Annotated in this window: 19 protein-coding genes and 2 pseudogenes; 11 read left to right on the forward strand and 10 right to left on the reverse strand. The window is 42.3% G+C overall.

Going from position 1 to position 25,026, the window contains the following annotated elements:
* Nucleotides 1-10 precede the first annotated feature (10 nt).
* Together GTQ43_RS11405 and GTQ43_RS41745 are read right to left on the reverse strand one after the other, a co-directional pair.
* Nucleotides 11-235, reverse strand: coding sequence for a DUF6887 family protein (locus GTQ43_RS11405; RefSeq protein ID WP_265272718.1), 225 nt, complete (start codon nt 233-235; stop codon nt 11-13).
* Nucleotides 232-351 (reverse strand): annotated as a pseudogene (locus GTQ43_RS41745) (DUF6888 family protein); the annotation flags it as partial. The pseudogene GTQ43_RS41745 and the gene GTQ43_RS11405, both read right to left, overlap by 4 nt.
* 448 nt (nt 352-799) lie before the next feature.
* Between GTQ43_RS41745 and GTQ43_RS11410 the strand changes: the two are divergent.
* The gene (locus tag GTQ43_RS11410) at nt 800-1,453 is read left to right on the forward strand and encodes a MotA/TolQ/ExbB proton channel family protein (RefSeq protein WP_265272719.1); all 654 of its coding nucleotides are present in this window, start codon (nt 800-802) and stop codon (nt 1,451-1,453) included.
* Nucleotides 1,454-1,599: 146 nt separating this feature from the next.
* Entirely contained in the window at nt 1,600-1,806 is a 207-nt protein-coding gene (locus tag GTQ43_RS11415) for a hypothetical protein (RefSeq protein ID WP_012411265.1), read from the forward strand.
* On the opposite strand, the gene GTQ43_RS11420 is transcribed toward GTQ43_RS11415, so the two are convergent.
* A complete protein-coding gene (locus tag GTQ43_RS11420; protein WP_265272720.1) occupies nt 1,792-1,950 on the reverse strand; it encodes a hypothetical protein in 159 nt (52 codons plus the stop codon). The genes GTQ43_RS11415 and GTQ43_RS11420 overlap by 15 nt on opposite strands.
* A gap of 164 nt (nt 1,951-2,114) precedes the next feature.
* Between GTQ43_RS11420 and GTQ43_RS11425 the strand changes: the two genes are divergently transcribed.
* Nucleotides 2,115-2,672 carry a methylmalonic aciduria and homocystinuria type D protein gene (locus GTQ43_RS11425; RefSeq protein WP_265272721.1) on the forward strand — a complete coding sequence of 186 codons (558 nt, stop codon included), beginning with the start codon at nt 2,115-2,117 and terminating at the stop codon, nt 2,670-2,672.
* Between the two features lie 91 nt (nt 2,673-2,763).
* Here the strand turns inward: GTQ43_RS11425 and GTQ43_RS11430 are convergent, their stop codons facing one another.
* The gene (locus tag GTQ43_RS11430) at nt 2,764-3,642 is read right to left on the reverse strand and encodes a LysR family transcriptional regulator (protein WP_265272722.1); all 879 of its coding nucleotides are present in this window, start codon (nt 3,640-3,642) and stop codon (nt 2,764-2,766) included.
* A gap of 160 nt (nt 3,643-3,802) precedes the next feature.
* Between GTQ43_RS11430 and GTQ43_RS11435 the strand changes: the two genes are divergently transcribed.
* Complete coding sequence (locus GTQ43_RS11435) at nt 3,803-4,579, forward strand: class I SAM-dependent methyltransferase (RefSeq protein ID WP_265272723.1); 777 nt, start codon at nt 3,803-3,805, stop codon at nt 4,577-4,579.
* A gap of 333 nt (nt 4,580-4,912) precedes the next feature.
* On the opposite strand, the gene GTQ43_RS11440 is transcribed toward GTQ43_RS11435, so the two are convergent.
* Nucleotides 4,913-7,465 carry a penicillin acylase family protein gene (locus GTQ43_RS11440; RefSeq protein ID WP_265272724.1) on the reverse strand — a complete coding sequence of 851 codons (2,553 nt, stop codon included), beginning with the start codon at nt 7,463-7,465 and terminating at the stop codon, nt 4,913-4,915.
* A gap of 124 nt (nt 7,466-7,589) precedes the next feature.
* Between GTQ43_RS11440 and GTQ43_RS11445 the strand changes: the two genes are divergently transcribed.
* The 4 genes from GTQ43_RS11445 (at nt 7,590) to GTQ43_RS11460 (ending at nt 11,361) form a co-directional block, all read left to right on the forward strand.
* Nucleotides 7,590-7,931 carry a hypothetical protein gene (locus tag GTQ43_RS11445; RefSeq protein ID WP_265272725.1) on the forward strand — a complete coding sequence of 114 codons (342 nt, stop codon included), beginning with the start codon at nt 7,590-7,592 and terminating at the stop codon, nt 7,929-7,931.
* A gap of 212 nt (nt 7,932-8,143) precedes the next feature.
* Nucleotides 8,144-8,884, forward strand: coding sequence for an RNA methyltransferase (locus tag GTQ43_RS11450; RefSeq protein ID WP_265272726.1), 741 nt, complete (start codon nt 8,144-8,146; stop codon nt 8,882-8,884).
* Nucleotides 8,885-9,058: 174 nt separating this feature from the next.
* The gene (locus GTQ43_RS11455; RefSeq protein WP_265272727.1) at nt 9,059-10,621 is read left to right on the forward strand and encodes a serine hydrolase; all 1,563 of its coding nucleotides are present in this window, start codon (nt 9,059-9,061) and stop codon (nt 10,619-10,621) included.
* Between the two features lie 182 nt (nt 10,622-10,803).
* A complete protein-coding gene (locus GTQ43_RS11460) occupies nt 10,804-11,361 on the forward strand; it encodes a hypothetical protein (protein ID WP_265272729.1) in 558 nt (185 codons plus the stop codon).
* Between the two features lie 71 nt (nt 11,362-11,432).
* Here GTQ43_RS11460 and GTQ43_RS11465 read toward each other — a convergent pair whose 3' ends face one another.
* Nucleotides 11,433-12,611 (reverse strand): extracellular solute-binding protein, encoded by a 1,179-nt coding sequence (locus GTQ43_RS11465; RefSeq protein WP_265272730.1) that lies wholly within the window; start codon nt 12,609-12,611, stop codon nt 11,433-11,435.
* A 357-nt stretch (nt 12,612-12,968) separates the two neighbouring features.
* Here GTQ43_RS11465 and GTQ43_RS11470 point away from each other — a divergent pair, with 357 nt between their 5' ends.
* Together GTQ43_RS11470 and GTQ43_RS11475 are read left to right on the forward strand one after the other, a co-directional pair.
* A complete protein-coding gene (locus GTQ43_RS11470; protein WP_265272731.1) occupies nt 12,969-13,337 on the forward strand; it encodes a hypothetical protein in 369 nt (122 codons plus the stop codon).
* A 428-nt stretch (nt 13,338-13,765) separates the two neighbouring features.
* Nucleotides 13,766-15,730, forward strand: coding sequence for a di-heme oxidoredictase family protein (locus tag GTQ43_RS11475; protein ID WP_265272732.1), 1,965 nt, complete (start codon nt 13,766-13,768; stop codon nt 15,728-15,730).
* 333 nt (nt 15,731-16,063) lie between these two features.
* Here the strand turns inward: GTQ43_RS11475 and GTQ43_RS11480 are convergent, their stop codons facing one another.
* The 4 genes and pseudogenes from GTQ43_RS11480 to GTQ43_RS11495 all read right to left on the reverse strand — a co-directional run bounded on the left by GTQ43_RS11480 (nt 16,064) and on the right by GTQ43_RS11495 (nt 19,823).
* Nucleotides 16,064-16,642: a PEP-CTERM sorting domain-containing protein gene (locus GTQ43_RS11480; RefSeq protein WP_265272733.1), complete on the reverse strand. Its 579-nt coding sequence runs from the start codon at nt 16,640-16,642 to the stop codon at nt 16,064-16,066.
* A gap of 485 nt (nt 16,643-17,127) precedes the next feature.
* Nucleotides 17,128-18,305: pseudogene (gene cobT / locus GTQ43_RS11485) on the reverse strand (nicotinate mononucleotide-dependent phosphoribosyltransferase CobT).
* 62 nt (nt 18,306-18,367) lie between these two features.
* Nucleotides 18,368-19,108, reverse strand: coding sequence for a DUF2232 domain-containing protein (locus GTQ43_RS11490; RefSeq protein ID WP_265272734.1), 741 nt, complete (start codon nt 19,106-19,108; stop codon nt 18,368-18,370).
* 13 nt (nt 19,109-19,121) lie between these two features.
* The gene (locus GTQ43_RS11495; protein ID WP_265272735.1) at nt 19,122-19,823 is read right to left on the reverse strand and encodes a Crp/Fnr family transcriptional regulator; all 702 of its coding nucleotides are present in this window, start codon (nt 19,821-19,823) and stop codon (nt 19,122-19,124) included.
* A gap of 800 nt (nt 19,824-20,623) precedes the next feature.
* On the opposite strand from GTQ43_RS11495, the gene GTQ43_RS11500 reads away from it, so the two are divergent.
* On the forward strand, nt 20,624-24,706 hold the full coding sequence (locus tag GTQ43_RS11500) for a hypothetical protein (protein ID WP_265272736.1): 4,083 nt from the start codon (nt 20,624-20,626) through the stop codon (nt 24,704-24,706).
* The last annotated feature ends 320 nt before the right edge of the window (nt 24,707-25,026 follow it).

Raw genomic sequence — 25,026 nt, forward strand, 5'->3', positions numbered from 1 at the left:
CAATGTAGGGTTAAACGACTCCATCTCGTGGCTCAGAATTGCTGCGAATAAGCTCAATGAACTGAGGATAATTTTCTAAATCCTGTTCTGACTGTAATGGTGGCATTTCAATCCAATTACCTTCGAGATGCAGCTTATCCACATAAGCATAGAAGGCTTCTCGATCTTCCCGATGAGCAAGAACGTAATTATGTAACTCTTTCTGACTCATTGCATGAAAATTAGGCTTGCTCATCCTATGTATCTCCATTTAGCGTTAGGGTATATCTCTATGATATTTTCCTCATCTGCCAAGAAGAATAGATTTTTTGTCCGTTCATCCATCCGAACGATATGAATAGGCAAGTAAAGCTGAGTAAACCATCAGCACAATATGTAGCACTGTGTTTTTTGTTCTGGTGTAGGAATAATCTCAACTCCTTAGAGGTTGTTTGAAAAGTAATTGGTTATGATTTTAGGCACTTAATCGATCCCCCCTAACCCCCCTTAAAAAGGGGGGAACCGGAGTTAAAGTCCCCCTTTTTTAAGGGGAGCCACTGCGTTGGGCGGGTTCCCCGACTTGAAGCACGTGGCGTGGATTTAGGGGGATCTAAAAGTTTTGCTACCAACAAGAGAACTTTTCAAACATCCTCTTAACATTTGTTAAAGTTACTGCTAAAAATAAATTCTCAATAACCTGCGATCGCGATCGGCCAAGCTGAGGATAGCTAAAAAGCTGCTGTAAATGCAATGCAGCCTTAAACTGCTGTATAACAGCGATCTGTTAATCTAGCGTTGTTGGTAAGTTAAAAAATAATAAATGGAAATTAGTAATTTATTTACAGCAGGTGGCGTAGTCATGTGGCCTCTGCTGGGTTTCTCTTTGTTAGGCGTAGCCCTGATTATCGAACGGATCATCTTTTGGGTAAGAATAAGTAATCGGCAAAACAAGGTAGTGCGAGAGGTGCTACAGCTTTATCGCCTTGATAATGTAGTTAGTGCTTTAGATAAATTACAAAAGAATGCTGATTTACCAATCGCTCGAATTTTTTTAGCAGCTTTAGAATTAGAGGAGCCGACACCAGAAGAATTTCGTTTGGCATTAGAAAGTGAAGCACAAGGCGAAATTCCCTTACTCAAGCGATCGCAAAACATTTTTGAGACAATTATTGGTCTTGCGCCTCTGTTGGGACTTCTAGGCACTGTCTTAGGATTAATTAACTCCTTTGCCTCTCTAAATATTGGAGATGTGGGAGGTACTAAAACAACAGGTGTAACATCTGGAATTAGTGAAGCTTTAGTATCCACAGCATCAGGGTTAGTAGTAGCAATCTTTACATTATTATTTGCTAATACCTTCCGTGGACTCTACCAGCGCCAGATAGCTTGGATTCAAGAATATGGTGGACAGTTAGAATTACTCTACCGTCGTCGCTATGAAAGAGGTGATAAATCTTATGTGCCTAATAGATAAAGCGGAATTGGGTAATTGTAAATTAGCAATCAGTAATTGGGATTAGTTCACTACTTGTTACCGATTTTGCTCTGCAATTTTTGACTCTAATATTGTTCTAAAATAACAAATAGATTTTTTCAATACAGTTTTCGAGGGAATATTCCATGACTATTTGGGTAAATGAGCAAATTGATCCGTCTGGGATGATTCATGCCTGTATTGCTACTTGTAATGAATCTCAAGCTAAAGAGTGTCATGATTCATTTCAGAATAATTTGACTGAAAATCAAAAGGCAGCAGGTTGGGTAGCGCAATTGCGGACAGTCGATTCTTGGGATGAAGTACCGGTGAATTCTTTAAAACTCAATTAATTGGGTGAGATGGAGTTGATTTTTTGGGGTTTTAATCGAACAGATTTCAGGAGCGTAGGCGTAGCCAGCTATATGCATCGCTTGTCTATGACACTCTGCATCTATGCCAATGGCTACAGCGATCGCAACAAATCCCATAAACACAGGTTAATAAAGGATAAAATTCGGATTAAAATTCTCAAATTATTAGCAAATGTTTCTAAAAAAAGTAACATAAGATAAGAAAATGATGATTTTTCTGTACTTTTAAGAGCTATCATCTATACCGTAGATTAAATTAAAAAACTTGTATTAGCCGAATCAATTTAGTGAACTATCCCAAAGTTTACACTTCGGAGCAAGCCTGTCCTATTAACTTAGTTGGCGAAACGGGACAAGCGGTTCAAATTTCAATTCATGCTCCCAGTCAATATATCTGTGCTAACTGCGAACGGATATTACCAGATTGGAAACGGCAGCCATTTTTACGAGTCGTGATTGTCTTACAGCGATCGCGTTATCAATTAGTCAAAAAGACAGCAGAAGTAGAGTCAGAGAAAGAACGCTTACGAGAAAAGTTTATGCGATTTGGCTGCGATTTAGCATTTAATCTGCGCGATCGCGGCTATTTAACTGACCTGATCGATCCTCGTACAGGCTACCCTTTACTGTCTCATCCCGGCGCAATTCCTCACGATGACACAGCAGTTGTCAAAGCTTTACTCAACTATCCAGTGATTAAAAATCAATGCCGTGTATTAATTCATCCCGAATGGGGTGCAGCAGTTTATCCTGGCATCTTGATATCAGAAGCTCCCCCAATTGTCATCGAATGGGTTACTAAAGGTATAGCATCCATGCATGGGTGGAAAGAAATTGATTATTAATTGGGCATTGGTTATTTCTCTCTCATCTCGTTCATCCCCTCATCTATATTGGAAATGAGGAGAATAAAAAACCGTCATTTGCTAACCACTGTCAGGCAGATTGTCTGACTATCTCCAGAAATCTCTGTATTGTTGGGGATGTCTCGCTGCTGCGCCAAATCATTGCAATGGCAACTTTTGGGCTGGCTGGTTCGATATTTTTATAAACTACCCCAGTTCGTTGCAGATTTTGTAAAGATGCCGGCACAATTGCAACACCTATTTCGGCTGCCACTAGGCTAACAATTGTTTGCATCTGAATGGCTTGTTGACTTACAGAGGGACTAAAACCTGCTTGCTGGCAGAGACTAATAATTAAGTCGTAAAGTCCAGGCGCTAATATTCTGGGAAATAAAATAAAGGGTTCATTAGCAAGCGATCGCAAACACACATGAGATTGATTTGCTAGCAAATGTGCTTCAGGTAATGCTACTATCAGCGACTCTTGAAAAATTATTTCCCAGCTAAATGTATTTTCCTCCACAGGTGGACGGACAAAGCCTACATCTATCCGACTTGTGCGTAACCACTCTAATTGTTGATCTGTAGTCAGTTCATGCAACTCTAGATTCACACCAGGGACACAATTCCGAAAGGTTCGCAAAATAGTTGGCAAAATATTATATGCGGCAGAACTGACAAAGCCGATCGCTAACTCTCCGAGTTCACCGCGACTAGTTTGTTGCCCGACTTGGATTGCTTGCTGCAATTGCCTAAAAATTTGTTGGACTTCATTTAGAAAAACCACCCCCGCTTCTGTTAACTGCACGCTTCGTTTTGTGCGGTGAAACAGTTCAAAGCCCAATTCCTTCTCTAGCTGGCGGATTTGTTGACTGAGGGGAGGTTGGGCAATGTGCAATCGTTCTGCTGCCCTTCCAAAATGCAGTTCTTCCGCCAAGGTGACAAAGTAGCGCAGGTGTCGTAGTTCCATCTGTTAGCTGAACTGATATCTTTTAAATATTAATTAAGGTCAAAATATATATTGGACATAATTAATAATATTTTTTATTGTGATGATTATGCAGTCATCAACCTACCGAACTTGGTTGACGACTAGCAAACCAATACTCTGTAATTTAATTTCATAGTTTATGAATAATCTTCCACTACTCGATAATAATTGGGATACAAACCTGTATGAGGATAAACACGCTTTTGTCTGGCAATATGGCGAGAACTTGCTGAAACTACTCAACCCCAAACCTGAAGAATCCATTTTGGATCTTGGTTGTGGAACTGGGCAACTGACAGCAAAAATTGCTCAAACTGGTGCTGAGGTAACAGGAATCGATCGCGCATCCTCGATGATTGAGACAGCAAGACAAAACTATCCCCATCTCCGCTTTGATGTTGCTGATGCCAGAGATTTCCAAGTATTGAAACCATTGGATGCAGTATTTTCCAACGCTGTTTTACATTGGATTAAAGAAGCAGATGCGGCGATCGCTTCCATACATCAAGCATTAAAACCTGGGGGGCGTTTTGTGGCTGAATTTGGTGGTAAAGGAAATATTCAAGCGATCGTCAAAGCTTTGTCCAGTGCTTTAGAAGCGATCGCTATCCCCCCACAAGCACTGAATCCTTGGTATTTTCCTAGTATTGGTGAGTACGCTACTCTACTAGAACAACAAGGCTTTGATGTTACTTATGCAACCTTATTTGCTCGTCCTACTCCCCTAACAGAAGGCAAAGCAGGGATGGCAAACTGGCTTGAGATGTTTGCTGATGCTTTTCTAGCAGGACTGTCTGCTGACCAAAAAATACAAATAATTCGCGCTGTGGAAAAGCATCTTTTGCCGACACTGTATCAAGAAGGTAATTGGACAGCCGACTATCGAAGAATTCGCATCGTTGCCATCAAACTTTAAGTGCGAGGTTGCTGATTGCGGTGAAAAATCCTTGTAAAGTCAGGTTGCAATACGGTTTGGTTAAGGTTATTCGATTGGGACTTACGCACTCGTGACGACAAACTAAGCCTTTGCGATTACTTCGCTTCGCTCGTAATGACGTAAAATCGTAGTCTGTGCGTAAGTCCTGTCGATGAAAAGATATACATCTAGGAACTTACGCAAAAACCCTCTCAAACTCTTATTTCTCTGTGACCTCTGCGTTCTCTGTGGTTCGTGTAAGTCATAAGATCCTAAAGATGCGATTTATCGCGTCTCTTGCCTTAACCGAACAGTATTGAGTCAGGTTGCGCTTTATTCTCTCAATTTTGGAACTAACTTCAATGTTGCAGCAGTGTTATCTCTGATATTCTTTTGTTCCCACAGCATCTGGTGGTATTCAATATTGCGCCAAGAGTCAACTATATCGTTGTAGTGGGTATGGAAAGCATGGCCTGATTGTCCCGGTGTATGAATTGCGACTGAGTTATCCAAATTTCCCAAATCTATAATCATTCGTAGAGAAGGAATATCTGTCACCTCAAAGGATTTATTTGCTCTCCATCGATTAGCATTCACCGTTTCGCCATTACCAGCCGTAGTAAATGCACCACGATTAAATAAAGCTTCAATCGGTGCAACCCCAGATTTACCTAAAGTGGCATTCCGAAAAGTAACAGTGTGTAGTTTGCCCCAATTCCAGTTTTTCGGATCTTGGCTTTGAATTCGTTCTAGTTCATCCACGGCTTCTGTAAAAGATTGCTGCAAAATTTGGTCGCGGTTTTCAACTTTTGGGGTGTTGCGATTATCCCACCAAGAACTATTGGGTTGTTTTACCAGATTTGCCACCACAGCATACCAGCGATCGCCCCCATTGGGAAAGTATGTCTCAGGTAACTGGTCGTGAAAGGTATCTGCTAGCAAGTGTTTCCAGAATACTTCAAACAAGGCAGCAGCAGGTGATGTCATTCCCAACTGCAAATTCCAATCTCGGAGAAGTTTTTGGGCTGCTTGCAAACGGGCAGTATCAACTGTGATAGATTGCAGTAGCGGTACTAATATTTGAGCATTGAGATTGCGATCGTCCCCCTGTATCTCCTGCACATCTTCCACAGAAATCGGCTCCCTTTGTTGGGAAATCATCTCAACGATGCGCTGGGCGCGATAGCCATAAACCCAGTCTGCGGTAATTAGGTAAGGGTATTTACGCATAACTAAATTATTGGCAGTAGCAATATAACCTTGAGGTGGATTGAAACTTTTGGGTAACTGCTCAAAGTCAATATAGCCTTGCCACTCATAAGCATCCGTCCAACCAGGAACGGGATAACGGCCATTTCCCTTAGCTCGGATGGGAAATTTACCAGGCATTTGGTAGCCAATATTGCCATCAACGTCAGCGTAGACCAAATTTTGAGCCGGGACATCATAATTTTTGGCAGCAGTGCGGAATTCTTGCCAGTTTTGCGCTCGATTGATTTGGGGAACAGTATAGGCTAATTTGGAAGGTTCTAGGGCTGTCCAGCGCAGGGCTACGGCGTAGTTTGGCGGTATTTCTAAGGGCTGATTTGGCTGAAACTCCTTCAGATTGGGTGAAACATCAGAGAGAATCGGCCCATGTCGGGTATAGCGTACCGTTTGCACAATCGGCTGACTTCGGGCAACTTGAATCGTCTCTTTTACGAGTTTCATATCAACCCATTTGCCATTTACCTCATACTGATTGGGGTTCTTGGGATTGATTTTCTCAATGTATAAATCCATTACATCAGATTGTACATTGGTAACACCCCAGGCAATGCGATCGCTATGACCGACAATTACCCCAATCATTCCCGCAAAGGAAAAGCCTGTAACGTTGTATGGACATTCTGCACTTTTAGATGTGCAGTGCAAACCAACTTCATACCAGATAGAGGGTATTTGCACACCCAAATGGGGGTCATTTGCCAAAATTGGCTTACCTGTATCTGTACGCTGACCGGATATTACCCAACTATTGGAACCAATACCTATTCCCGTCGGCCCGATGAGTTGTTCCAAAGCAATCATTGGCTTGGTAATTGACTCCATTACTTCCTCAATATCAAAGGCAGTAAATGGCGTATCGTCAGAATCTTCATCCTCCCCTGTTTTCCCTTTTTGGAACTCAGGTAAAATCACTGGCAAATCTTGAGGATATGGTGGATAAAGTTCCTCTACTTGAGCAGGAGTAAGAGTTTTCAGCAGGATAGCACGTTCAATTTCGCTTTGGAAATTTCTGCCCAAATCGTAAGCCATCACCTTCCCCCAAGTCAGGGAATGCAGTATTTGCCAAGGTTCTGGCTTATACCCAGGATTCAGGAATTTTAGCACAGTGTATTCTAGACTCAGGGCGCTGCCTTGATGCTCTGCCAGATAAGCATTGACACCATCTGAGTATGCTTCCAGATATGCCTTCATCTCTGCATTAATTTCCTGAATTTCTTGCTGCGCCACCCTCGCCCAACCCATAGTCCGCAGATATTTATCAGTGTCAACCTGAGAAGAACCAAACATTTCTGAGAGTCGTCCAGAACCGATGTGTCGCCAAAAATCCATTTGCCAAAAGCGGTCTTGGGCGTGAATGTAACCTTGCGCCATAAATAAATCGTGGGAGTTGGCAGCATAAATATGGGGAATTCCCCATTTATCTCGCTGGACGGTTACTTCAGCTTTGAGTTTAGGTAGTTGAATTGTGCCATTCTCTTGCGGAAAGGATTGGCGAACAGTGTAGGTAGCGAATCCTGCTAACAATAGCCCCAGCAATAACAGCACAATCAAAGTTCTGGTGAGAATTTGAGGAAATCGACGTTTCCTGAAGCTTTTTATTTGGGCTGGCTGTGGCATTGTTCAGTAAAATCACGTGATGTTACAACGTTGATATTACAGTAGAGTGAGCAATATTGATTTAATGCCTGTTCAACCACCTTTACAATGAAGAAAAGGACACACTACTTCAGGAAAGCGCAATATGCCGAGAATCACCCTAGAAGTATCAGAGGAATTATCTCAACAACTAGCACAAGTAGGCGATCGCTTACCTGAACTACTTGCATTGAGTCTCCAACAACCAGCTGTACCAGCACAAGTTTACCGATATATCCTAGATTTTTTGACCAGCAGCCCCACTCCTGAACAAATTGCTGAATTTAAACCTACTCCCGAAATGCAAGAACGATTGCGTACCTTGTTAACACGCAGTAACGCAGGTGAACTTACACCCACGGAGTTGAAAGAGCTAGATGAGTATGAACGTATTGAACACTTAGTTGTGATGATTAAAGCAGGTAACTTATCTTATTTGACCAGCTGACTGTGAGTACTGGGACGTACAACGATCAGATTACTACAAATAAATAGTGACGAACGACTAGCCCAACGGCAAAAATTGCGCTGAACTGTTCAAACCTGACGCAGGTATTCACTTACACAGTTAAAATAATTTCAAGGAAACTCTTCAGCAGAATACACAATGCTGAAAATTAACCTGTAAGTATTATCTGGTGCGATCGCAGGAGGCAAAAAATGGGCTTGGCTGGATTAAGAATTGTGTTGGTAGAACCAGCCGGGCCGATAAATATCGGCGCGATCGCCAGAGTCATGAAAAATTTCGGGCTATATAATTTAGTATTAGTGAATCCCCAATGCGATCCACTATCGACGGAAGCTTTGATGATGGCTGTTCACGCTCAAGAAATTATCGAATCTGCCGTATTAGTGGCGACCTTACCAGAAGCATTGCATGGATGTGTCCGGGCGATCGCTACTACTGGTCGCGTTAGGAGTTTAGAAACACCCTTAGAAAATCCTCGGACTGCACTACCCTGGTTACTGGAGGAACCAGAAAAACCCGCAGCCCTAATTTTTGGCAGGGAAGACCGAGGATTAAGCAATGAAGAATTAAATTATGCCCAGAGGTTTGTTGGTATTCCTACAAGTCAAGATTATGTAGCCCTGAATTTGGCTACTGCTGTCGCAATTTGCTGTTATGAATTGTCACAATGTGCCCAGCAAACTGACACTCAAACCATAACTCAAACTGAACTCGCACCCTTAGATGTTGTGGAAGGATACTACCAGCAATTAGAATCATTATTACTGAAAATTGGTTATGTATATCCGCATACAGCAGCTAGCCGTATGGGGAAATTTCGCCAACTATATAATCGCGCTCACTTGAAAACTGGGGAAGTCGCCATGCTCCGAGGAATTTTACAGCAGGTAGAATGGGCCCTTAAAAACCAGAGGGATGGTGAAAACTTATAATTATTCGTTTAATATATACGCAATTATCCCCCCAAAATATTGAATATAGCTTAAACTAAACACACAAATGCTACTTAGTAGCAAAGTGGAATTTGAGTATTAATATTACTTAAAGATTAAGTTTTGGGTCAGGAGTCTCCAAGAAAACAGCCAAGTAGGTCACAAGGAGTAACTGTGTCAGAGTCAAGTGACGAACTAACAGCTTTCTCGCGGCGACAACCCATAAATGGCCGCCAACGGCCACAAAAGGTTCAAAAAGTGGCACAAAAGAAAGTTAAAGCTAATAGCCAGCAGCAAGCTGCTAATGGACGAGATGCGCCCCTAGCACGCCCAAAAAATCGCATCAGTCCTCCCCCAATCCCTGCGGCTACACGCAGGGTAAAATCGGGGTTAGTCATGCCAAAGGCAGTAAAACCAATACCCACTGTCAAGGGGAAAATTCCTCCCTTCCGGCCGGGTGCTGTGATGGTGAAAACAGTGCGAATGGAAAAGCCAAAAATCGGCAGACGCTCATCGCGGAAGACGCGGTTAAAGCCAATGGCCAAAACCATGTTGTATATTGTCCGGTTGTTGATTGTAGGTGTTGGGATGGGTGCAATTGTGGGCACGGTGTTGTCAGTATTAGACCCAGCTAATCGCATCAGCACAACTTCTGCGCCGCAATCTAATAGTAATGTGGTGCGATCGCAGCCGCAACCTACCCAAGCTCCCCAAGTTGCAGCTTCGAGTCTGTATCTATCCCAAGAAATGACCCCTTTGAAAAATACCGTGCAAAATTTGGTGGCGGCCAACCCAAATCTTACACCCGGAGTTTTCTTAGTAGATTTAGATAATGGTAATTATGTAGATATCAATGGCTCTACCAGCTTTCCAGCAGCTAGCACAATTAAAGTACCGATTCTACTTGCCTTTTTCCAGGATGTAGATTCAGGGAAAATTCGCCTGGATGAAATGCTAACCATGCAACAAGATGTAATCGCTGGCGGTTCGGGAACTCTGCAATACAAACCAGCCGGAACGCAGTACACCGCTCTGGACGTAGTCACCAAAATGATTACAATCAGTGACAACACAGCGACAAATATGCTGATTGCCCGACTAGGAGGAATAGAAGCGTTAAACCAGCGTTTCCGCACTTGGGGATTAACAACCACAACAATCCATAATCAACTCCCAGACTTGGAAGGAACAAATACCACAAGTCCGAGAGAATTGGCTAATTTAATGGCTATTGTGAGTCAGGGAAATTTAGTGAGTGTGCCGTCACGCGACCTCATGCTCGATATCTTGCGTCGCACCCAGAGAGACACTCTACTACCATCAGGTTTAGGAACAGGTGCTAGAGTTTACCATAAAACGGGCGATATTGCTACAATGTTAGCAGATGCAGGTTTAATAGTTGTTCCAACTGGCAAGCGCTACATAGCTTCTGTCATGGTACAACGCCCCGAAAATGACCCCCGCCCCGAAAAATTAATCGGTTCAATTTCTCGTGCTGCCTACCAAGAGTTTAGCCAGAATGCTGTACCACCCAATAGTACCACAAGCACTATACCCGCAACTGGTTATCAGCCCCCGATTGTGAGTCCTGTACCCAATGGTGCCACAGGCACTGTACCCATGAATGGTTATCAACCCCCTGTTGTGATTCCTGCACCCAATGGTACAACAGGCACTGTGCCAACAAACGGATATCAATCTCCAGTTATTAATCCACAGTATTATCCCCCAAGATAATTAATTATTAAATTTAAAGCAGTTTCATAGCGAATTTTTAATTTAAAATTACGAATCAGACAAAATTGTTCTTTGTATATATTATTTAAACAACGGAACTTATAGGAAACTTCCTGTATCAAATATCCTAATTACGAATTATATAGCTTGCTTCTCGCCAAAGGCAGTATTGTAAATTAGCTATGCATATACTTAAACTGTGCGTTCGCCCTTGGCGTTGGTGCAGCCATCGCCAGACATCGTTTTCATTACTACTAACCATTAGCCTTACCACTTTACTAGTCTCACCCTCACTAGCGCAAACTCCTTCAATACCGCTACCTTCTGACGCGCCTTTAGAACTAGACTTATTGACCAAGCCAAAAGATTACGTAATCACAGCTAATACCATTAATCCAGCACAATTGACCGTTCCGAGTTTATGGTGGGCACAACAAAACTCCGAGAAAAAGCTATTGGATAATTGGATAGCATACCCTGCTTCAGGAAAAGAACCTGCACGAGTAGACTTAATCGTAAATCAGCAAATTTGGAGTTTATTAGATTATGTACAGCGCTACGACTTCGTAAATCGCTTGGGTAGCGCTGCACGTAACTTTGGTTACAACATCCGAGTATTTAACTATCAAAAAGAACCCTTGGCAACCTACACTTGCAACTTTAGTACAAGTCCAGCATTATGTAGTATCCAAACTACTATTAAGAACAAGATAGGGTTACAACATTACTCTAATAGTTAGGAGAGACGCGATAATCGCGTCTGTACAGAAGGAAGATGAAAAAATTTCAATGCCCAATTCCCAATTCCCAATTAAACCTTAATTTTGGAGAATAAAGACTCGTATTGTTTGATTGCTGATGGGGGTAAGGGAAGCAAAAACTCACTTTTATCGAAAATTTTGCGTAGGCGTAGCCCGTCGTAGACATCGCTCTGCAACAAGCTCCATAATGGTTCTTGGATATCGGAAACAGCAATATTTGTAGAAATTGGCGAATTACTTTTGGTCAACATCGAAATTTGTTTAGCTATACTTGGTTGCCAACAAAAATCAATCCATTGATCTGATAAACTACCCTTAGCAATACCTGCGGGACGTACCCACAAATCTGCCCACATTGCTGTTCCTGACTGGGGGATAACTACGCCAAGTTGCGGATAACGTCCCAGAACTGGCAGTACATCGCTCGACCAACCAACCGCTAACCAAGTATCCCCTATAATTAGAGGTTCTAAGTAATTATTGGAACTATAGAACTTTACCTGTTGGTTTAATCTCTGTAATTCCTTTTCCAAGTCTGGCACTTGGTCAAGATTCTCTGTATTATAAGATTTTCCCAGCTTCTTTAAGACCAGACCAATAACTTCTCGTGGTTGATTCAGTAGAGAAATGCGCTGCTGTATTCCATCTCGCCACAAATCACTCCAATCTTTGGGTGTCCAACCCAATTCTTGCAACTTGTCACGGTCATAAACAATCACCGTGCTACCCCACCGATAAGGCGCACCCCACACCTTCCCCTGAGTATCCAATTTACCTTCATCATTGCGTGTTACCAGTTGTTTCCACCTTTCATCTAAAGCAGACCATTGCTTTAATTGATTTCCCTGTACCTCCTGGAGGGGTTGAATCAGTTTCTGTTCAATAGCTGCTTTTAGCCAATAATCTCCCAATGTCACTAGGTCTGCATCAGCTGTTTTATGACCTTGCTTAAAGGGTATAAAACGCCTCCATCCCTCTTCATCACTAGGTTTTGGCTTCTGCTGCCAACTTTGTAATTCCTGAAATAAATCCTGTATCTGCTCGACTGGAGCAAACTTTAACTGCACCTGTTGCTGCAAACCATTGTGAAATTGATTAACTACCTGACCAGGTATAGAACCTTTTAATAACTGTACTTTTAATTGCATCTGCTTATTTCCACTACAGCCAAAAAGCAGTTGTGAAAGTGCCAATGTACTTGTACTTAGTAAGAAAGACCGTCGATCCATTGATTTTGGATTTGAGATTTTTGATTATACCTAATATTAAGCAAATATTCACCAGAGCCTGACTAAGTGAAAAAATGAAGTTGGAAAATTATCGGTATTTTTTCTTGTTAATGTGGGTAAATTTGAAGATTTGACCCAAATTAGCAATTTTTCCGGCAAATTAATACCTAAATATGAATTTTTCTCCATAAATGTCCTTAGTGGTACTGATAGTAAAACTTTGCTTATATTTAGAAGTAATAATTTAAATGTCACATTTCTCGCAAAAATTATCAATACTTAAATAATTCATAAGTATAGTTAAGGTTGGGAGTAAATTGAATAACATAAAGAAAATGTACGGATAAAAGGTATTAAATGGAGCTATTACAGCAGCAGATTCTGACTTTAAGCGAGAAACTAGATGCCCTGTGCCAAGTGATTGAACAGCTTGATGCTAAAGTAACTCAAGCTTTCTCAGAGTGTTCTTTAGCGAATACACAAGCAAAGGATAATTATCAGGAAAATGGTGCGGCTGGCAGCTACCAGTTCAAACGTATCAGTTTAAATCCAGAGATGGAACACAAAGATGTCTTAACAGATGGTATTTATCTAGACATGCATCGTCAATCTGGAGATAACATAACACCAGAAATTCAAATACAACGACTGACAGCACAATTAACAGCAGCATACAATCGCATTGCTGCTTTAGAAGAACAATTACTCAGAGAGAGAATTCATTAAATTTAATCTGAGTTCAACAAATCAAAAAATGCCTAGAGGTACTGAAGATAAGCCTTTAGGTGAAATTTTTAGCGATCGCTTTCTGAATATATATAGCGGGGCCTTTAGCTGGTGCTGAGGATAAACCTAGTTGCTTTATTTCTCTGAGCAATCAACACTCTCCTAATTTATGTTACTAGGTTTATATTAAATATAATCAACTAATATAGCTATGAAGATGATAAAAAACTTAAACACGCCATTACATATATTTACGTAATAGTGTGATATATCTACTTGTAAGCTTTTAGTGGATTGTTCGCTATGAAAAAAAAAACAACCCTAAGACTGGTGTAGTTAGGGGATTATATACTTCAAAAACCAAGATTTTCTTACTAATCTGCGTTTTTATCATTAGTGTTTTTGGTATCTTGTTATCAAATTGGTTGATGACAAGCCAAACAGCTTTCGCTAAGGTTGACCTTTTGCAACCTGCTCCGACTCAACCGCTAGGCTATTACGACTATTTTGGCAAACTACTTAGCCCTCAAGAAGCCGCAGGAGTGGTTATAAATAAGGGACTCGATCCCAATAACCCCATTTCTTATCAACGGGTAGGCGCAGTTAAAATCACCCAGGAATTAATCGCTCAAGGTGAAAATATATTCTTCAATCGTAAGATTGGCGATACATTTGGTTTCCAAGAAGTATTCGGTTTTGGACTGGGCTTGAGTAAGATATCGAATGAATTAGGTGTAGCGATCGCTAGTTTGCAAGGTCAACCAACGGCAAACCTAAAAATTACTCTCCAGAACAATTTAACCATAGGTAGTCAAACTTTTCTTAAAGGGACTGTCATTAATACAGGTTTAAAAATTCCAAAGGGACAGAGTGTTCCACTAGGATTTACACCTCGCTATGACATTACCTGTGCGCTTTGCCATGCAACGCTTTCCAAGGATAGTAAAGTCATTCCAGGAGTATCTAATGGTGAATTAGCAATTCCTTTGTTGATTGCCTTAGCACCAAATACATCCGCAGGGTTTGCGCGGTTAAACTTCAACCCCTTAGACCCACAATACAAAGGCAATGGTAAGACTATTATTGATAGTAAAGGTCATAAGGTAGAACTACCCGATCCTGAGAAATTAGAAAAAGCCTTCGATGATGCAGTGTTAGATGTACCTTTCGGTCATTTTGAGAGTTCACCAGATGGCATTAGAGACAGCACTAAAATTCCCAGTCTCTTCACCTTTAAAAATTTTCCTTATGCAGCATCAGGAGAAGCTGCTGTTGGCCCATTTGCTGGACTCAGCGTTCTTACCAACAGTGTTCACTCTTCAGAAGTCAATCTGTTTGCAGCCGCTCAAATCAGTGCAGTGACTCTTGGTATTGATCCAGAAGTTTATATTGGTATATTACTGCAAAATGCTGCCGTTCCCAGCCTACGTCTACCAGAAAAAGTGATAGTAAAACCCTCTGAATGGCTGCGGGGGGTAATTGCGCCGAATCCCATACAAGCAGAATTAGAAGACCAAGTTCCTGCCCCTGGCACAGGAACTTACCCAAATCTCCGCCCCAGTTTATTTACTTACAATGGTTTAGTTTTTAGCCCAAATACTGGAAACCCCAGTGATATTGCTAGTGGTACTTTCCTATTTGCTAACAATGCCATGTCTGCTTTTCAAAATAGCTTAGTACCACCTGCTAACCAGACTTCAGAAAACTGGCAAGCGTTGAACAGCTATTCTGTTAAACGTGGCGCAAAAATATTTGAAAAGGCCAATTGTGCAACTTGCCATATTCCACCCTTCTTCACTGACAATAAAGTTCATCCACTTGATGAAATTCATACTAATCCAGCCCGTGCCCAATCTCGCTTGGGGCTAAATAAGTCGTTAGTGGCACCCAAATTATACACTTTCAACACTCCCGTTCCCATACCTGCTAACGCCGAAGTGCTGGATGTCCCAACACAAGGTATCTCCGATACTCCTACAACTCTACCTAAAGGTATATTGCCAAAAGGTGCTTACAAAACTACTACCTTACGTGGTCTTTATGTAAGCGCACCATATTTGCACGATGGTGGTGTAGCAGTCCGCACCGGAAGTCTGAAAGTTGACTCAAATGGTGGTTTCACGGTTGTTGACAAGAGTGGCTTAGGGCTTTCTGGCACTCTAAGCCAAGGAATACCTGCCGATGCCACTAGCAGCTTGCGTGCCTTAGTCGATCGCGATCTTCGTGCCTCAGTTGTGAAAGCTAACAAAGCGAACCCTGCTTTAGTACGTAGTAACCTTGATGGTACTGGTCATGACTTCTACGTAGATAGACAGGCTGGGTTTAATTCCAATCAGCAAGCAGACTTAATTAATTTCTTGCTAGCACTTGATGACAATCCTGGAACTTTTTAATAATAGCTAGGGTTGATATCTGAATATTAGAGATTTCCAAGAAATAAATTATCCAACTATTTATTATGCGCCGGAAAAACCGCTTCACAATAAATAGTTGGATATTTTTATTTAGAATTCCCTTGCCCCATAGTACAGTTCAGTTAAGTGCGTATGCAAAAATATTTATGTCATTGCGTAGGCGGAGCCTTCCCGTAGGGTACGGAATGAAATCTAGCGAAGCAATCCCAAGACCTTGCGTTCGCGAAGCGTGTCCGAAGGACTTATGCTTCATTCCGCTTTGCTCCATTCGCAATGACAAATGTATATTTAATTTTGCATAACTACTTAAGGTTAAAACTCTTTGTGATTCTTTTGGGAAGCTACTGCTTGTTTTCGCTTTGTCCACCAGCAAAAACCAAGAGCAAGCAATGAGCCAGATGCTGTGTAGGGTTCGGGAACAGAACGTGGTGTGACACTAAAGCTGCCATAATCTACATTGCTTGAAAGCTCTGAATAACCTTCATCGAAACTACTATAAAATACGTTAACATCCCCATTACCGTCTTCCCCATTTCCAGAAACCAGGTAAGAAAAACCGTTCTGGGTTAATAGCGGGGTACTTGCATTTAAAAGATTATCATTGAGTCCGTATGTCCCTGGTGAGAGTAGCCCGATGATTGTCTCGGTAATTCCTTGGACTTTCCTTGTCCCAGTTATTCCTGTGATTGTGTAATTATTTTTTACGGGATCTAAATCGGTGGTAGTAAGAGTGCCGCTAGCGGAAATCGGCGCACTATTTGCTTCATAACTAGGGAAAGAGTACTCAAAATCAAATAGTTGTACAGCTTGTGCTGTAGAAGATGTACCCATACCAGTCATAGTTATCACAGCGCTAGCGGTAACAATACCAAGCTCTTTAACTAATTTCATCAGATGATTCTCCTAAAAAACAAGAAAGTAAACAAAGTTGCATAGTTTAAATTGCGAGGAAGTCGCTTTTACGCACAAACATACAGAGAAGTCAGGAGTTTCTGGCTTCCTGAGATCAACATATAGGGGCAATTCATGTAGAGGCAAAGCCAATACGGTTCGAATAAGATTTTGAATGTATCCGCTATCCATGTAGAGACGCGAAAGCCAGTAGTGGGACGAAAGCGCGTAGCGGGACTAAGTACAGCCCAACACAATTTCGCGTCTCCATACACCTAAAATTACCGTTAATAAAATCTAACAGAACCGTATTGCATGGGGAGCGGTTTCCCACAGGGTATTACCGCTACGTGAATAAAACACACCCTGACTTAGAAATTGGTAGAAGTACAACTTTGCGTAAAATTGTAGCCTTTTTCAACGCAGATAAGAGTATTTTTACAGGAAACTTCTGCTTATAACTTCGGAGTCGGTGCAAGAACTAATTAATGAAATGCTATACTTAGGCGTTCAAGTTGGGCTTCAATGGCTGCTAAAAGTTGGTGTTGTTGCCAATCTTGGCTAAGATGGGCGGCTATGCAAGCGGCTCCAGCGCCCATACCTTCTTTGACAAAGCCCTGTTCATAAGCTCTTAGTTGGGGATAACGAGAATCAGCAAAGCTCAGATCAGTCGCTAACAGAGGAGGGGTTCTATTAGTTGAGCTATTTTTTCCTAAGTTGAGGGCTAAGTCAACTGTAGCCCCAGTAGGATCTTCGGCTACCCAACGGGTTGTACCAACAACTACCGCTTCTGGTTGCCATGATAAGGCGTAAGTTTGAGCGATCGCACCGATCAACGCATAAACTGCCAGCATTTGCGTTCCACCAGCCAACATTACACCACAACTACGACTAGCTGCGATCGCCATCCCAGCTACTACTACCTGCATCGGATCGCCCACGGCGGCGACGAGTTGCAAGGGGTTCACTGAGGAAGATGAGGGGGATGAGGAGGACAAAGTAAAATTTTCTCCCCTGCTCCCTGCCCCCTGCTCCCCCTCATCTTCTCCAGCCCAGCTTGTACCAGCGCCCACTTTTGCGCGTGATTACAAACAGGGTGGCTACTATTAACTTTGCCGGCAGCATCTATACCCAAACCAGTTAAAATTGCCAGGGCAGTTGTAGTACCTCCGACGACACACTCACCGAGAATCACATATCCGTCTTGGATATTGCTAGCAAGGCGTTCTCCCCAAAGTAGCCCTTGTTCAAATAGGTGGTGTACAGTTGTGATTTCCATAGCAGCACCTCCACTTAAACACTTAGCAGGAGCGCCACCCAAATCAATTACTGGTACAGCAGGAGGCTGGGGCAAACCAGCATTAAACAAATGAACTGGTATCTTTAGTGACTCAAAGACAGCGCGAGAAATCAGCACAGGTGAAGCCCCAGCCGCTAATGGTGGTAAGGGATATTGGGCTTTATGTTCTGGGCCGTAATACAAAAACTCGGCATCGGCACAAGCGGTATATTTCCGATCCTCTGGAGTGCGACCGGCTGCTGAAATCCCTGGAATTAAACCAGTTTCAGTAAATCCTAAAATACAAGCAAATATGGGTAGAAGACCATGATACCGTCGCAGCCATTCTTCACCTTGTTCTTTTTGGGTATAAATACGAATCATTTGGAAAGTTAGGAGTTAGGAGTTAGAAGTTTAATTTATAACTTTTAACTCACAACTCCTCACTATCCTTCATAATCCATGAGAACTTGTACCCAGCGTGGTGGGCGGGGAATGGGGTTGCCCAGACGATCAAAAAGAAACCACGCTGCAAGGTGTACGACAAAAAGGTAGATAAAGTTGTTGAGTACAATTAGAGCGATCGCTCCCACTTGAATCAAAAACACGCTGGGACTCGTCAATAAACTCAACTCCAAAAATACCCACTCAATGACCTCTGTCACTTGGGTAATCACATAAATCCACAGGTCTTCACCCGACAAAACAGACAGCAACCACAACCGAAAAAAGACCCCCAAAGTACCCAACAGCGTACCCAAGGTGATAGAAACAATCCAGGGAACCCGGCGACGATACCACGCTGCTCCCAAAAGTACGCCCATGAACCCGTAGGGCATGACAAATAGCAAACTGCGGGCTGGCCCCATCAGTACCGTCAGCAGCAACCCAGAGGTGAGTGCTGCCATCCAGGCCGCACGCTTGCCCCAACGGAGATAAACTAAAGCGATCGGCACCGGAAAAAATATCCGCAAAACTGGGCCCAAGGGAAAGTAGAAATTAATAAACCAAATTAAGCTAGCAGTACTGGCTAAAAATGCTGTTTCTACCATCCTCAACGGCGCATCAGCCTTGAGTTGAGGAGGCATTAACTGTTGTTCTTTGTCTAACCAATGATTGTGGGAAGTTGAAGATTTCGGGGATGGATCTTCCTCCGGCTCATCTGGCAGAGAATCTAAAATATTCATATTTGACAAGTTCTTAAACAATCATTCTTTCTAAGGCTGACAAGTCGGGAATACAAATAGTGTCTTGATCCCGTTTAATCAAGCCTTTTTTTTCTAGCCTTGTCAATACTCGTGTCACAGTTTCCCGTGCCAGTCCGCTCAAACTACTCAATTCCCGATGAGGTAAATTAGGGATTTCAGTTCCTGTTTGACCTTTTTTTCCCTGTCCTTCTGCCAAAAATAGCAATGTATCTGCCACCCGTGACTGGCTATCAGATTCTCGCAACCGCAATCGGCGATTTACTTGCCGCAAACGTCGTGCCATTAGTTGCGCTAATCGAACTCCTGCTAAGGGTTCTATTTGAAGTAACTTGACAAAATCCTGAGCAGGCATACTGCCAATTACCGTCGGAGCCAAGGTAATCACATCTGTGGAACGAGGGACTTCATCTAGCGCCGCCATTTCACCAAACAATTCCCCTTTGCCAAGAATATTCAGTGTTACCTCTTTTCCTTCCAGATTGTAGGTACGAATTTTTACCCATCCGTCCAGAATAAAATACACAGAACCACCCCAGTCATTTTCCAACAGAATTACCTGATTGGCTGGGTGAGTACGGGTGACAAGATGGATGAGGGCTGATTCCACAGCAGGTTCTGGCAACCCTTGAAAAAAGGGAGCCGAGGCGATCATCCACGGATTAGCCTGTGCTTGCAAGCTATATCGGTCTTCCATTACCACATCTTTATTCAAGCTGCTATATACACACAACAAACAAGAACGCCATTTTCAGCCTAAGCTATCATTGCACAGCTCTCTTTCAAGGAGAAAACTAAACTATGCTACATAGGAAAGCGACAAGAACGTTTTTCGGAACAATCTTTACCTATAAGTAAAAACGGGGTAAAAGTTTTGCAAAAAGTAGTTTATAGCCGGCGGTTGTATTTCTTAAGGGCTAGCTGCACTGCAAACTTGATTAGTTAAAAATATAGGCAAACAACATCAATGATACTAAAGGGAGTAAATTATTGCTCAGGTATTTTACCGATTTTCAAAAATAGACAACCAATAATACCGTTTCTTTGTGAAGCTGCATATATTTACCCCCCGGCTACGTCGTCCCCCCTTGTGAAAGGGGACTTATTATGTGCATCTTCATAAAGAACTGGTATAAGCTGCAAAACTCGTAAATAAGGCAGTAGGCAGGACAATACTGTTTGGTTAAAGCAAGAGACGCGATAAATCGCCGTCTTTACAATAATCAGTTAATTGCAAGCTACAAAATCGGAGATTTTGGTGCGAGACTTAAATTTCTGCTCACTCTGGTCGTGGTAGGAAACAGGGGGCAGCATTCCTCTCTCTTAAACTACCTCTTTTGTTAACCAAACGCTGACTGAAGATTGCCACGACTCCCAGTAATCCATAACATAATGACAGTCACAAGTCCAAGCAGCGGCTTTTGCCGCTCAGAACTTTGGTGATTGTAAAGTAATTGTCACATTAGTTGACATACGTTTTTAGATAAGGTGATAAAAGTGACTTCCAGTGCAGATGAAATTCAAAAGCTGATCGCAGACATTGACAACTTACTTGCCAATGGTGGCAAGCGCTTGTCTAGATTTCTGCCTGGTCAGGCGCAGGAACCGAAAGAAGTTTTAGAGCGAATTCGCAACTTCTTGGTCAGGCTAAAAGAAAAAGAAGCTTTAGAGAGCGGTATCTCAAATCAGTCTTCCGAAGAACCGCGATCGCCTTTATTAACAAAATTTATCGATCGAGGTTATAACCAATATCCACTACCGCCCCTTGAACCCTATCAGGAAGAGAGTACTATTACCGCCGGACAATTAAAAAGTGAATTTTCAAGCTTGATACAGCCATTGCGATCGGAATTAGAGTTACTTTTGCAAGAGCGGGCTACTCTTGTACAGGAAATTCGGCAGCTAGAACAAAAGCGTTTGCAAAACTACTCCTTGGCGCAGCAGTTGACAAACCAAGACCAAATGATTACCGAGTTTTTACAGGTACTCATGAGTCGCCTTGTGCCAACTTTAACGCCATTGGTCGCACCAAATTCAGCAAATTCCCCCAGTTCATCAGGAGTCATTAATCATGGGAACTCCGAATCAGTCACCTCTGCAACTCAACCTTTATTAGAATCAGCAGATCGTGTAGAGCAGTTAACCCAGCTAGCTAGGGAGTTAGATCAACGCCTATTATCACTAGATGGCACTGTGAATGTAGTCTTTGAGGCACTACAGCGCAATATTAATACTTATTACGAATCTCTGTCCCAAGCAATGGCAAGAATGCACAGCAAGGGAATGCAAGGCGAACAGTTGATGGCTAGCTTTCTCAACAATTTGACCCAGCATTTGCAGGAACAATCCCCTAGTTCGCTGCCATCTTTCTCAGTTGCAGAATCTGATACATCACCATTGTTAGCCGATTCAGCTGCGATCGCAGCTGAAGTTGCGCCTCAACCCTTGGAGAAAATCGCGCCAGAAACTTTATCTCCACTCACAATTAATTCTGAGCAAGCAGATACAGTCCTCACAGAGGATCTAGATACAGTGCTGTTGCAGCTTGGCTTAGACTCGTCTCCATCTTCTGAAAACCCAACGGAATTACCGCAAGATATTTCTGCATTAATTGGTGATGAAGTAGACCAACTTTACGCTAGTTTGTTTGGTACTGGTGATGTTAATAATCTCAGTCTTGATATTCCCGCAAATGACTTCTCTACCTCCCAATCAACATTGAACATCGCTGAGAGTCCATCGATCCCTCCCAGCGTAGATTCTGCTGTTGTTACACCAGATACAGGTATTTCAGCCCAAGAGACTTTAGGAGAAACCACAGATTCATTCTCAGAGGCACAGGAAGAACTATTTTTTGAAGAGGATACTGACGTAGATTCGCCTCTAAGCTTTTCTACACCACAAACAGAAAGTTCCCCTACGCAACTCGATACTCAGCCAGCTAGTGTTGATACAATTAATACCCTAACTGACCTATTGTCTGATGTCGGTAGTGAGCAGCCAGTGCTGGAGGTATCATCCTTTATGGATAATGCACCAGTTACTCCAGAAATAACAAAAGTTGCCTTGGCAAAGCCTACCAAAGGTATCGACACACCAGAAATATTAATCAATGAGGATCGGTCAGAAACTTCTTTAGATAACTATATTTCTGCTTCGCCCCAAGAAAATTTACTTTTGGTTGAGTCAAATCAGACACCAATCGTACCTGATATTTCCTTGGATGAAGAACAGTTACAACAATTAGATAACTATATTGCTGCTTCGCCCCAAGAAAATTTACTTTCGGTTGAGTCAAACCAGACACCAATCGTACCTGATATTTCTCTGGATGAAGAACAGTTACAACAATTAGACCGGGATTTAGCTAATTTTGATCGGCAGCTAAATTCTGAGTCGGAGCCAGCTACCAACTTGGATATTTTCTCGGAACTAATCGACCAAACTCAAGACACAATCCCCACAACTCACCCTGAGCTGCAAATAGAAAATACCTCAACTGTGGCTTTATCTAGTTTGGCAATTCCCCAGGTAGAAACTGAAGAACAAAAGGAAGTTATAACTACTGTTCAAGACAGTTCTTCATCTTCAAGTTCCAACTCCATCAACAATCAAGAAGTCTCACTAAATACTATAGAATCAGTCTGGTATTTGGGAATTGATTTAGGTACAACAGGAATTTCTGCTGCATTATTAAATCGCTCAACTTCTGTTGTACATCCTATCTACTGGTCAGCAGAAAATCCGCAGGAAACAAGTTCTTTTCAGCAATCATTTCGTTTACCAACAGAGGTTTATCTACCTACAGCTTCCATCCCTCATAGTGACAATCAAAGTATAGAAGTCCACGAGCAAACACCACCTGCGGCTGTTGCCCAAGATCAAGCACCTGACCACTCGCCTACTCCTACAACACCTAAATCAACAGCAGATTCGACAACAAATAATCTCTACTCGGCGCAGTTGAAACCCTATTTACAAGTAGCCATTCCTTACAAGAGTGAACGGCAAAAATGGGAACCTGTTTTGCAATTAAATGAATTTTCGGCAGGGCCTTTAATTTGGGTTGTGCGATCGCTCTCGAAGCTACTATTAACTCTCAAATCGGAAAAAACAAGTACTACCCCTAGTTTAATGGCTGCTGCCCTTGGGATTGGCGAAGCAGATTTCCCGCAGATTATCAATAATATTGCTGGTGTGATTTGCACCTGCCCATCTAGCTGGTCGGAACAATACCGCTTTAACGTGCGGGAAGCTTTACTTACTAGCAAACTTATCCAACATCCACAGCAAGTCTTTTTTGTGGAAGAAGCGATCGCTAGTTTACTCCCAGAACTCGATGCTGCTAACGGTGAACAAGTAAAATTAAGCAAGCATCAAGGTTCTCATCCGGCAAAAACCAGCGAACATCCCATTGTTGGCAACACCCTGGTAATTAACATTGGGACAACTGCCACAGAAATGTTGCTGGTCGATGTCCCAGAAAGCTCACTGCAACTGACATACAATGATTTCATGCTCCACAGTTTTGCTTATGCTGGCAAGGGAATTGAACAAGATATTATTTGCCATCTGTTATTACCACCGAAATCTCGGCAATCACGCCTAGAAACACCAAGCGATCCCAAAACTACCAGCAGTAATCCTTGGCAATGGCAACCTTCAATTCCCGGTTTAGACCAAATGCGTTGGCAGAGTTTAGGTTTGGAAGAATTAGAACTACCCAGAGTTGGAGAACCAGATATTACCACGCGGATTCGCCTCCAGCAGCGTCTAGAAAGTTCTCTGCTAGGACAGGCCGTATTAGATGCGGCACTAGCCCTGAAACTGATTTTGCAACACCAAGAATCTTTTACCCTGGAATTAGCCGATCAGCAGTGGATTTTGCAGCGACGAGACTTAGAAAGCCAGGTATTTATCCCCTTTGTGCGCCGCCTGAACCGAGAACTCAACAAATTATTGGTAGCTCGTGGTATTCCCACAGAATCCATTAATCAAGCTATCCTGACTGGTGGGGTGGCTTGTATTGGGACAGTGAACCGTTGGTTAAAGCAAAAACTCCCCAGTGCCAAGATTATTCAAGATTTATATCTCGGCGAAAATGGTTCTCCTAATTGCAGTCGGGTAGCTTATGGTTTGGCGATGCTGCCTTTGCATCCCCAGATATTAGATATACCCAGGCAACAATACACTGATTATTTCCTATTTACCGAATTGCTGCGGCTGCTACCAGATCGTCCTTTATCTTTCGGTGAAGTTATCCAGCTATTTGAGGGTCGCGGGATCAATACTCGTACTTGTCAGCAACGCTTGCTAGCTTTTTTAGAAGGTGAACTGCCTTCGGGTTTGATACCTTCAGTTACAGATTCGACTTGGCTAACCCAGAGTTCGCAAGAAAATCCTGACTATCAAGCGATCGCTACAGCACCACTTTTTGAAAAACAAGGCAGTCTCACTTATCGTCCCAATTCTCAACAACTCTTATCTTTACGTCGCTATTTAGATGCAATCAAGGCTAGTAACCAGCAATCATTGGAGGAACCATATACGGTGAATTTCACCTTAGAGGTTCCTCATTGAGACTAGTACATGACGCTAGAAGTAAGGATACTGTTCAAAATTCAAAATGCTTATACCGATTACATCTGAGGCTGCCCCAAGTCTAAACAAACTTGATTTTGTGCAGTTCCACAAATAATGCATTTTGAATTTTGCAAAGTACCACTGATAGTTAAGTACTGTAATTTTTGGGATATGTTCTGTAGTAATATCTTTTTATTTAATGGAGGAAAATACTGTAATTTTACAATATATCACTTTAATTGGAAGATTCTGTAAACTTTGGGTTTTCGGTTTTTATATTGTTTGAATTTTGTGTATATTAACACTCGGTGGTAAAG

The organism is Nostoc sp. KVJ3 (assembly GCF_026127265.1).
Taxonomy (GTDB): domain Bacteria; phylum Cyanobacteriota; class Cyanobacteriia; order Cyanobacteriales; family Nostocaceae; genus Nostoc.

Coding starts and splice junctions, on each gene's coding strand:
- GTQ43_RS11475 (WP_265272732.1), top strand. CDS start 13,766: ATGACAAGCCAAACAGCTTTCGCTAAGGTTGACCTTTTGCAACCTGCT.
- GTQ43_RS11480 (WP_265272733.1), bottom strand. CDS start 16,642: ATGAAATTAGTTAAAGAGCTTGGTATTGTTACCGCTAGCGCTGTGATA.
- GTQ43_RS11490 (WP_265272734.1), bottom strand. CDS start 19,108: ATGAATATTTTAGATTCTCTGCCAGATGAGCCGGAGGAAGATCCATCC.
- GTQ43_RS11470 (WP_265272731.1), top strand. CDS start 12,969: ATGGAGCTATTACAGCAGCAGATTCTGACTTTAAGCGAGAAACTAGAT.
- GTQ43_RS11465 (WP_265272730.1), bottom strand. CDS start 12,611: ATGGATCGACGGTCTTTCTTACTAAGTACAAGTACATTGGCACTTTCA.
- GTQ43_RS11415 (WP_012411265.1), top strand. CDS start 1,600: ATGACTATTTGGGTAAATGAGCAAATTGATCCGTCTGGGATGATTCAT.
- GTQ43_RS11435 (WP_265272723.1), top strand. CDS start 3,803: ATGAATAATCTTCCACTACTCGATAATAATTGGGATACAAACCTGTAT.
- GTQ43_RS11450 (WP_265272726.1), top strand. CDS start 8,144: ATGGGCTTGGCTGGATTAAGAATTGTGTTGGTAGAACCAGCCGGGCCG.
- GTQ43_RS11460 (WP_265272729.1), top strand. CDS start 10,804: ATGCATATACTTAAACTGTGCGTTCGCCCTTGGCGTTGGTGCAGCCAT.
- GTQ43_RS11440 (WP_265272724.1), bottom strand. CDS start 7,465: ATGCCACAGCCAGCCCAAATAAAAAGCTTCAGGAAACGTCGATTTCCT.
- GTQ43_RS11410 (WP_265272719.1), top strand. CDS start 800: ATGGAAATTAGTAATTTATTTACAGCAGGTGGCGTAGTCATGTGGCCT.
- GTQ43_RS11495 (WP_265272735.1), bottom strand. CDS start 19,823: ATGGAAGACCGATATAGCTTGCAAGCACAGGCTAATCCGTGGATGATC.
- GTQ43_RS11430 (WP_265272722.1), bottom strand. CDS start 3,642: ATGGAACTACGACACCTGCGCTACTTTGTCACCTTGGCGGAAGAACTG.
- GTQ43_RS11445 (WP_265272725.1), top strand. CDS start 7,590: ATGCCGAGAATCACCCTAGAAGTATCAGAGGAATTATCTCAACAACTA.
- GTQ43_RS11405 (WP_265272718.1), bottom strand. CDS start 235: ATGAGCAAGCCTAATTTTCATGCAATGAGTCAGAAAGAGTTACATAAT.